Source organism: Chryseobacterium sp. VD8, from assembly GCF_037149975.1.
GTDB lineage: Bacteria > Bacteroidota > Bacteroidia > Flavobacteriales > Weeksellaceae > Chryseobacterium > Chryseobacterium indicum.
Genome location: NZ_JBBCQL010000209.1, coordinates 1 through 8,233 on the forward strand (window position 1 = coordinate 1; position 8,233 = coordinate 8,233).

General features: G+C 37.2%; 9 protein-coding genes and 1 tRNA gene. 9 read left to right on the forward strand and 1 reads right to left on the reverse strand.

Translation table 11 applies throughout. From position 1 onward, the window contains the following. Positions 1 to 129: 129 nt before the first annotated feature. Positions 130 to 200: transfer RNA gene (locus WFK35_RS17995), tRNA-Gln, on the reverse strand. A gap of 301 nt (positions 201 to 501) precedes the next feature. Between WFK35_RS17995 and der the strand changes: the two genes are divergently transcribed. From der to WFK35_RS18040, 9 genes are all read left to right on the forward strand, one after another. Next, positions 502 to 1,812, forward strand: coding sequence for a ribosome biogenesis GTPase Der (der, locus tag WFK35_RS18000; protein ID WP_214590757.1), 1,311 nt, complete (start codon positions 502 to 504; stop codon positions 1,810 to 1,812). 83 nt (positions 1,813 to 1,895) lie between these two features. Then, positions 1,896 to 2,549, forward strand: coding sequence for a uracil phosphoribosyltransferase (gene upp / locus WFK35_RS18005; RefSeq protein WP_271162126.1), 654 nt, complete (start codon positions 1,896 to 1,898; stop codon positions 2,547 to 2,549). Between the two features lie 132 nt (positions 2,550 to 2,681). Continuing rightward, positions 2,682 to 3,209 carry an RNA polymerase sigma factor gene (locus WFK35_RS18010; RefSeq protein ID WP_336733738.1) on the forward strand — a complete coding sequence of 176 codons (528 nt, stop codon included), beginning with the start codon at positions 2,682 to 2,684 and terminating at the stop codon, positions 3,207 to 3,209. Continuing rightward, positions 3,199 to 3,483, forward strand: coding sequence for a hypothetical protein (locus WFK35_RS18015; RefSeq protein WP_288461285.1), 285 nt, complete (start codon positions 3,199 to 3,201; stop codon positions 3,481 to 3,483). Before WFK35_RS18010 ends, WFK35_RS18015 begins: the two co-directional genes overlap by 11 nt. Beyond that, positions 3,476 to 3,925: a Spy/CpxP family protein refolding chaperone gene (locus tag WFK35_RS18020; RefSeq protein ID WP_336733739.1), complete on the forward strand. Its 450-nt coding sequence runs from the start codon at positions 3,476 to 3,478 to the stop codon at positions 3,923 to 3,925. Before WFK35_RS18015 ends, WFK35_RS18020 begins: the two co-directional genes overlap by 8 nt. Further along, on the forward strand, positions 3,922 to 4,599 hold the full coding sequence (locus WFK35_RS18025) for an MbnP family protein (protein WP_336733740.1): 678 nt from the start codon (positions 3,922 to 3,924) through the stop codon (positions 4,597 to 4,599). Before WFK35_RS18020 ends, WFK35_RS18025 begins: the two co-directional genes overlap by 4 nt. Before the next feature lie 22 nt (positions 4,600 to 4,621). Then, positions 4,622 to 5,692 carry a cytochrome-c peroxidase gene (locus WFK35_RS18030; RefSeq protein ID WP_336733742.1) on the forward strand — a complete coding sequence of 357 codons (1,071 nt, stop codon included), beginning with the start codon at positions 4,622 to 4,624 and terminating at the stop codon, positions 5,690 to 5,692. Positions 5,693 to 5,741: 49 nt separating this feature from the next. After that, on the forward strand, positions 5,742 to 7,088 hold the full coding sequence (locus WFK35_RS18035) for a YHYH protein (RefSeq protein ID WP_336733743.1): 1,347 nt from the start codon (positions 5,742 to 5,744) through the stop codon (positions 7,086 to 7,088). Positions 7,089 to 7,181: 93 nt separating this feature from the next. Further along, positions 7,182 to 8,233, forward strand: a 1,052-nt coding sequence (locus WFK35_RS18040; RefSeq protein WP_336733744.1) for a cytochrome-c peroxidase, incomplete at its 3' end; no start/stop codon positions are given.

Consider the following 8,233-nt stretch of genomic DNA (forward strand, 5'->3'; position numbering starts at 1 on the left):
TGATTTTGATTGTAATGCCTAAATCCCATATATGTTATTGATTACCAAATAAATATACAAAACAACAGTCAATCTTACAAATGTTTTAATCAAAGAAACCGCCTCAGTTGTGAGACGGCTTCTTTTTTGTAGACCCACAGGGATTCGAACCCCAGATGACTGAACCAAAATCAGTAGTGTTACCGCTACACCATGGGTCTGTATTTCTATGACGCGAAATTATATAAATTATTTTAAAAATAAAAATGATATTGAAAGAAAAAGTGCTTAGTTATCGATTATTAATTGATTTACAAAGATTTATTTTTTAACTTTTTTATTCAAAATAAACGGTATTTTAACTGAACTGAAGTAATACACATTTCACATTCAGATTTCTTGAGCAGTCTACAGTACTGTTATTAACGGAATATTAAATTAAATAAAAAGCGTATCTTTGCAAAAAATTGGGCTCCAAAAGTTGGAGAAACCCATTAATAATCTTAATTATTAAACATTTTTATGTCGAATATTGTCGCAATCGTTGGGCGTCCCAACGTAGGAAAATCCACGCTTTTTAATCGTTTACTGGAAAGAAGAGAGGCTATCGTAGACTCTACAGCCGGTGTTACCAGAGACCGTCACTACGGAAAATCCGACTGGAACGGAGTAGATTTCACGGTAATCGATACCGGAGGATATGATGTAAACAATGATGATGTCTTTCAGGGAGAAATTTCAAAGCAGGTTCAGTTGGCGATCGATGAGGCAACTTCTATCATTTTCATGCTGAATGTAGAAGAAGGTCTTACAGATACGGATTTCGAGATCCACGAGATGTTAAGAAGATCAAACAAGCCGGTTTATATCGTAATCAATAAAGTAGATTCTTCCAAAGAAGAACTTGCTGCTACAGAATTTTATCAGTTGGGAATTGAAAAATATTACACTTTGTCTTCTGCAACAGGTTCAGGAACAGGAGATTTACTGGACGATGTGGTAAAAGATTTTCCGACAACCGAATACAAAGATCCTTTTGAAGGTTTACCGAAAATTACCATTGCAGGTCGTCCGAACGTAGGGAAATCTACGATGACGAACGCTTTGCTGGATACCGAAAGAAATATCGTAACAGATGTTGCCGGAACAACAAGAGACAGTATTCAGACGCTTTATAATAAATTCGGACACGAGTTTGTATTGGTAGATACAGCCGGAATGAGAAGAAAATCCAAAGTAAGCGAAGACTTGGAATTCTATTCCGTAATGCGTTCTATCCGTTCCATTGAATATTCTGATGTCGTGATTATCATGGTGGATGCTACTCAGGGATGGGAATCTCAGGATATGAACATTTTTGGTCTGGCTCAGAAAAACAGAAAAGGAATCGTGATTTTGGTGAACAAATGGGATTTGATTGAAGGTAAGGAGACGAATACCATGCGTGATTTCGAAAAACAGATCAAAGACAAGATTGGGCAGTTTCAGGATATTCCTATTTTATTCGTTTCTGCATTAACGAAGCAGAGAATCCTGAAAGCGGTAGATATGGCAATGCAGGTGTATGAAGACCGTAAGAAAAAGATCAAAACTTCTAAACTTAATGAAGTAATGCTTCCTATTTTTGAACAGACACCTCCTCCTGCAAACAAAGGAAAATATATTAAAATTAAATATTGCGTACAGCTTCCGACACCGTCGCCACAATTTGTATTCTTCTGTAACTTACCGCAGTACGTAAAAGAACCATATAAAAGATTTACTGAAAACCAATTGAGAAAAGAATTCGGGTTTACCGGAGTTCCTATCGAAGTGTATTTCAGACAAAAATAAATTATAATCCCTTTCAGATTTTTCTGAGAGGGATTTTATTCTTCATTAAATTTATATATTTTAGATAAAAGCTTTTCAAAATAATGAACACAATCGTTTTATCAGAACAATTTTCTTTAGTTAATTCATGGATCAATGAGCTTCGAAATGTTGAAATCCAGCACGACCGTATGAGATTCCGCAGAAATATGGAAAGAATCGGCGAAATTGCTGCTTTCGAGATCAGCAAAACACTGGAGCAGAAAGAAATTGAAATTCAGACACCTCTGGATACGATTAAAGTAAAGGAAATTGCTGTTCAGCCTGTTATTACGACCATTTTGAGAGCCGGAGTTCCTTTGTTTGAAGGAATTTTAAATTATCTTGATAAAGCGGACTGCGGATTTGTAGCCGCCTACAGAAAACACGACGCCAACGATTATTTTTCTATTAAGCAGGACTATTTAACGTGTCCGAATATCGAAGGCAGACCTTTAATTGTTGCCGATCCGATGTTGGCAACCGGAGCTTCTCTTATCGAAGCCATCAAAGATTTATTAACAAACGGAAAGCCTACAGAACTGCATATTGTTGCAGCAATTGCTTCTAGACAGGGAGTTGAAACCATAGAAAAAGCGTATCCCGATGCCAAAATCTGGGTTGGAGCTATTGATGAAAATTTAACATCAAAAGGATACATCACTCCGGGATTGGGAGATGCAGGAGATTTAAGCTACGGCGAAAAACTACAGCGATAAATTTCTGATCATTTTTTTTCGGAATCATTTTTACATCTGAATTTCTTTTATTTTTACGGAAACTGAAAAAGCCGAAGGAAAAAATATTTTTTTTCGTCTAATACAAAAAGTGACCGTAATGAAAACCGGAATATGAATTTCGAGTTTATCTTCCGTCAGCATCAGAAGATGGTGTATAATCTCGCATTGCAGTATACCCAGAATACCGAAGATGCGGAAGAAATAACTCAGGACGTTTTTGTAAAAATATCACAGAAAATGGATGGCTTTAAAAACGAGTCATCCTTAAAAACATGGATTTACCGCATTGCGATTAACACCTCTTTAGATTTTCTTAAACATAAAAATTCCAAGAAAAGATTCTTTTTCGGTCTTTTCAGAGATTCGGATGCTGAAAACCGACAGAGCGAACCGGTAGATTTTAATCATCCTGGTGTGGTTCTTGAGCAGAAAGAAGAAGTGATGAAAATTTTCAGTTTCATAAATAATCTTCCCAATGATCAGAAAACGGTGGTTATTTTAATGAAAATTGAAGGCAATTCTCAGCAGGAAACCGCTGAAATTATGAACCTCAGTCAGAAAGCAGTGGAGTCTCTTTTTCAGCGCGCCAAAAAAAATCTTATCCAAAAACTAAATCAACAGAAGGAATATGAAAAATAAATCGTCTAAGTATGTAATGGAAGATCAGTTGCAGATATTAGAAAAAATTCAGAGTGTGGAGGCTCCTTCGGAATTGTACGGAAAGATTCTCAGTAAAATTGAGAATCAGAAGAAAGATATCGTTTCTCCAAAATGGATTTTTGCAGCGGCTGCCGTGATTGTTATTCTGATCAGTTTGAACGTAAAAGTTATTCAAAACACTAAAGATAATTCAAAATCAGATTTTGATACCTTATTTATGATGAAATCACAAAATACTTTTTCGTATGACTAAAAACAGATTTTACATTTTTATCATCATCGGTCTGCTGATTTCCAATCTTTTATTGGTTGTCTTCATGCTCACGCGAAAACCTCCGCATCATTCAGGTCCGCGAGATCTTATTATAGAACGGCTGCATTTGGATGAAAAACAGATACAGCAATATGACGGGCTTATTCAGCAGCACAGAATGCAGATCCGGGAAAAAGAACACGAAATGATGGATGCGAAAACACAGTATTATTCATTATTAAAAAATAAAGATCAGATAAACGGAGATTCTTTGGTGCAGCAGATCGGGAAGATAAGCATGGAAACCGAGAAAATTAATTTTAAACATTTTCAGGACATCAGAAAAATCTGCCGTCCCGACCAGTTGCAGGATTTTGATCATCTTATTGATGAATTTGAATCTCTTTTTGCTCCGGGACCGAAACCTCCACACGAGCGATGAAAAAAAAATATTTCGTTTTTATTTTCCTGGCTTCGGTGAATTTTCTCTTTTCGCAGAACACCTTTACCGGAATACAGTTCAGTCCGGTTTGGGCTTCTGAAAAGCTGGAAATAGAAAAAAAATATACATTAAAAGATGATGTTGTTTCCATATCTAAATTAAAATTTTACGTTTCGGATATCAATCTTAAAAAATCAGGAAAAACAGTTTACAAAATACCGGAAAAATCTTATTTAATTGATTCTGAAAACAGATTGAAAATAGATTTTGATAAAAATATCACAGATGATTTTGACGAAATACAATTCAGTATCGGAATAGACAGTCTTACCAATGTTTCCGGAGCAATGGGAGGCGATCTTGATCCCGTGAACGGAATGTACTGGTCTTGGCAAAGCGGATACATCAATTTTAAAGTAGAAGGAAATTCAGAAAAATCCGGCGCTGTTCATAAAGATTTTCAGTTTCATATTGGAGGATATTTAAAACCTTTTGAAACATTGCAGACAGTTATTTTGCCCTTGAAAAGAAACCAAAATGTAATTTTTGTAGATGTTTCACGGTTTTTATCGGAAATTGATCTTAAAAAAACACATTCTGTAATGTCACCCGGAGAAAAAGCAACGGCTCTTGCCCGTGTATTTCAGAAAATATTTTACACAGAATCTAAATAATTTTTCAGATAAAAGCATGATCATGAAAGATAAAGGTGAATCTCATCCGGTCATAAAAGGAATGCTGAAATACATTCCTGTTTTTTTATTTCTGGTTCCCTTATTGGCTTTTACCTTTAAAGATCTTTATCCTCTTTACATCCCCGAATATTTCCCCAAACCTGTTTACGATTTTAAAAAAGAACCGTTAACCAAAGAAAAAGTGGAGTTGGGAAGAGTCTTATTTTATGATCCCATTTTATCAAAAGACGGAACAATTTCCTGTGCTTCCTGTCATACTTCATATAACGCTTTCGCACATAACGATCACGCCTTAAGTCACGGAATCGGAGATTCTATCGGAAAAAGAAATGCTCCGGCACTTTTTAATCTGGCGTGGCAGAAAGATTTTATGTGGGATGGTGCAGTTAATCACATTGAAGTTCAGGCTTTAGCCCCGATAAGTGACAAAAAAGAAATGGGAGAATCGATAGAAAATGTCGTTAAAAAACTTCAGGCTAAAAAATTGTACAGAACCCTCTTTTATAAAGCTTTTTCAGACAGTACCATTACAGGACAGCATTTGCTGAAGGCTCTTGCTCAGTTTCAGCTTACCTTAATTTCTTCAGGCTCTAAATACGATCAGGTAAAAAAAGGGAAAGATAGTTTCACAGAGCAGGAACAGAAGGGCTATGAGATTTTTAAACGGAACTGCAATTCCTGTCATCAGGAGCCACTTTTTTCATCCTACAAATTTGCCACTAACGGATTGCCGATGGATTCATACCTGAAAGATCAGGGACGATTTGGGATCACAAAACAGCCCAAAGACAATCAGATGTTTAAAATTCCTTCACTAAGAAATCTGAGCTATTCCTATCCTTATATGCATGATGGAAGATTCACAAGATTGAGTCAGGTAATTAACCATTACACCAACGGAATACAGCAGAATTCAAAAGTTTCAAAAGAGCTCAGAAACAAAATCATCCTTTCAGATAATGAAAAAGTTGATCTCATCGCATTTCTGCTTACACTTAACGATAGAGAATTTGTAAAGAATCAGGATTTTCAGTTTCCGAAAGAAATTTTACTGCCATCCGAAGGAAAGTAAAATAAATGTCGTCTAAGAAATTAATGAGAGAAAACCTCAAAATATCGGCATGAGAAAAAAAATTACATACTTATTTTTATCTTTATTGGGAGCTTTGGCTGATGCTCAGGGTCCCGCAGTAACTTCGTGGCTGCAGAATACAACGGCAACGGGAACTTACTACCCGAACGGAAACTCTACTCCGCAGGGGAACAGCATTCTGGTAAATTGTCAGGCGGTACAATATTCAGCAAGCAATGTTTACATTTCCACGAAAGGAATTCCGGCTTATCCTACAGGTCCTTTTCAGGATGGAAATCCCAATCAGGCAGGAAATCAGAATGCCATATTTAAATTTCCACTGACTCCGGTTCAGAATACAGGAACTCCAACGGCGACAGCACTTGGAAATATTGCTGTTTTTATCAATGGGGTCGTAGGTTTCGATCCTAAAGACGGGGTTTCATGGAAATCTTCCACAAATGCTTGGGCAGGAGGTCCAATCGGAGGAACCGGAGATGGGGTCTGGCAGCGCGATGCAATTGTTTATGAAAAGCTTGGCTTCGATTGTTCCAAAGGTCATCCTGCCGGTACAAATTATCATCATCATCAGAATCCTTCAGCTTTTAAATATGATCTGAATGTGATTTCTACGGTATGTAATCCTTACGATGCAAACGGATTGTATACCATTAACACTTCACAGCATTCTCCGCTTATAGGTTTCGCCTACGACGGATATCCGATCTACGGAGCTTATGCCTACAAAAATGCAGACGGAACAGGAGGAATTACCCGAATGAAATCCGGTTATCAGCTGAGAAATATTACAACAAGAAATACGATTAACGGAGTTTCTGTTACAGCGGGACCTCCCGTAAACTCAACATATCCTTTAGGATCATGCATTCAGGATTATGAGTGGATTGCTCATACAGGACAGGACGATTATCTCGATGAACACAACGGAAGATTCTGTAAAACACCAGAATATCCCAACGGAACGTATTGCTATTTTGCAACGGTGGATGCCAATCACAATTCAGCTTATCCTTATTTGATAGGACCAACTTATTATGGGGTTTATGCAAACCGAAAAGTAACTTCAATAACGGAAACAACAACAACTTATACTTCAAATCTTGCGGTATCTGAAGCTGAATTTAAAAATATCAGTACAGTTTTATATCCCAATCCGGTTAGCGATTTACTGCTTGTTCAGGTGGATCATTTACTGAAATATGATTTAGATATAGAGATGTATGATATGTCTGGGAAGTTACTCATGAAAACCCAGATGATCAAAGGAAGTACAATTGCTTATTTCGATACGCAGACTTTATACAACGGAACTTATATGGTTAAAATTTCCAACGGTAAAAATACAATCTCAAAGAAAGTAATTGTAAAGCATTAAAATAAAAATAAATCTTCACAAAGACTCACAGATATTTCTTAATCCGGAATTATCCTGTAAAAACTTTTAAACGAACTATTCTAAAAACCTCTTATGAAAAAAGTTAAATTACTGCTTATTCCCGCTTTCTTCGCAGCATTAGCTGTATACTCCTGTTCAGGCGGCGATGTTTATGAAGCCACTCCTGTTACACAAGACAGCTATCCCGGAATTTTGGCTGCTTTTGGTTCCAATATCAATTTGAGCAGCCTCGAAAATTATGCAAATCAGCCCAAACCGGCTTATATTACAAGAGATAATACCGCCGGAAATCCTATTACAGATAAAGGAGCAACATTGGGAAGAATGTTATTTTACGACAAAAATCTTTCGAAAAACAATACCATTTCATGTGCAAGCTGTCACAAACAGGAACTTGCTTTTGGAGATAATGCTGTTGCAAGTACCGGAGTAAACGGAACTACAGGAAGGCATGCCATGAGACTGGTAAATGCAAGATTCGGAAATGAAATGAAGTTTTTCTGGGACGAAAGAGCTGCTAATCTGGAAGCACAGACCACATTCCCGATTCAGGATCATAATGAAATGGGCTTTAGCGGAACAAATGGCGACGGCACACTTCAGGATTTGATTGCTAAACTTCAGAACATTAAATACTATCAGGAAATGTTCACTTTTGTTTATGGAGACGCTACGGTTACACAAACAAGAATTCAGAATGCACTGGCGCAGTTTATCAGAAGTATTCAGTCTTTTGATTCTAAATATGATGCAGGAAGAGCCGCAAGTGCAAATGATCAGCAGCCGTTTGCAAATTTTACAGCACAGGAAAATCAGGGGAAAAATCTATTTCTGGCTCCTCCTGTTTTTGATGCGACAGGAAACCGTACCGGTGGCGGATTAGGTTGTGCAGCCTGCCATGCAGCTCCTGAATTTGATATTGATCCGAATTCCAAAAACAACGGAATTATCGGTAAGATCAGCGGAACCGGAATCGACATTACAAATACCAAAGCTCCAAGTTTAAGAAACATTACCAACAGCAGCGGAATAGAAAACGGACAGTTTATGCACAACGGAAATTTCACAACGCTTCAGCAGGTGATTGGTCATTACGGAAATATCAATATTGCAACGGGAAACAC

Coding starts and splice junctions, on each gene's coding strand:
- der (WP_214590757.1), top strand. CDS start 502: ATGTCGAATATTGTCGCAATCGTTGGGCGTCCCAACGTAGGAAAATCC.
- upp (WP_271162126.1), top strand. CDS start 1,896: ATGAACACAATCGTTTTATCAGAACAATTTTCTTTAGTTAATTCATGG.
- WFK35_RS18010 (WP_336733738.1), top strand. CDS start 2,682: ATGAATTTCGAGTTTATCTTCCGTCAGCATCAGAAGATGGTGTATAAT.
- WFK35_RS18015 (WP_288461285.1), top strand. CDS start 3,199: ATGAAAAATAAATCGTCTAAGTATGTAATGGAAGATCAGTTGCAGATA.
- WFK35_RS18020 (WP_336733739.1), top strand. CDS start 3,476: ATGACTAAAAACAGATTTTACATTTTTATCATCATCGGTCTGCTGATT.
- WFK35_RS18025 (WP_336733740.1), top strand. CDS start 3,922: ATGAAAAAAAAATATTTCGTTTTTATTTTCCTGGCTTCGGTGAATTTT.
- WFK35_RS18030 (WP_336733742.1), top strand. CDS start 4,622: ATGAAAGATAAAGGTGAATCTCATCCGGTCATAAAAGGAATGCTGAAA.
- WFK35_RS18035 (WP_336733743.1), top strand. CDS start 5,742: ATGAGAAAAAAAATTACATACTTATTTTTATCTTTATTGGGAGCTTTG.